Source organism: Oleiphilus sp. HI0132 (assembly GCF_001635845.1).
In genome coordinates this window covers 1-692 of the sequence record NZ_LWGJ01000444.1, presented here as the reverse complement: position 1 = coordinate 692, position 692 = coordinate 1, and the positions used below count along the sequence as shown (strand labels likewise).

Annotated in this window: 1 protein-coding gene; it reads left to right on the top strand. The window is 47.1% G+C overall.

Translation table 11 applies throughout. The annotated features are described in order from the left end of the window. Positions 1-692, top strand: a 692-nt coding sequence (locus tag A3766_RS05330) for an acyl-CoA dehydrogenase family protein (protein ID WP_197479347.1), incomplete at both ends; no start/stop codon positions are given.

Sequence of the window (692 nt, the reverse complement as noted above, 5' to 3'; positions counted from 1 at the left end):
CTATCAATACATCTGGTGACAGAGAAGAGTGCCAATTCGATCCAGACACTAAAACAGTGAAAACTCCAAATGGCTTCAAAGCAGCCTACGAACACTACCAACAAGGTGGATGGAGTGGTTTGTCGTCTGCGCCTGAGTTTGGCGGGCAAGGCTTACCACACTTACTAAAAAACGTTGTTGATGAAATGGTCTGTTCAACGAACCTATCGTTTGGCATGTACCCAGGTTTATCTCATGGTGCGATAGACTTACTCCAGCAGCACGGTACAGAAGCACAAAAGCAAACCTACCTACCAAAGCTTATACAAGGCATTTGGACTGGCACCATGTGCTTGACCGAGCCTCAGTGCGGAACCGACTTGGGCCTAATCACCACAAAAGCTGAAGAGAACCCTGATGGCAGCTACGCTATCAGTGGAACAAAAATCTGGATTACCGGCGGAGAGCATGATCTTGTCGACAATATCATCCATTTAGTGCTGGCTAAAATACCTGGCAGCCCAGAAGGCAGCAAAGGTATCTCATTATTTGTCGTCCCAAAAGTGCTTGAAGACGGGTCGCGCAATCCAGCATTTTGTGGAGGCCTTGAGCACAAAATGGGAATCAAAGCATCAGCGACTTGCGTAATGAACTTTGAAAATGCCAAAGGCTGGCTAGTGGGAGAAGCAAACCAAGGTCTTAAGTGCATGTTC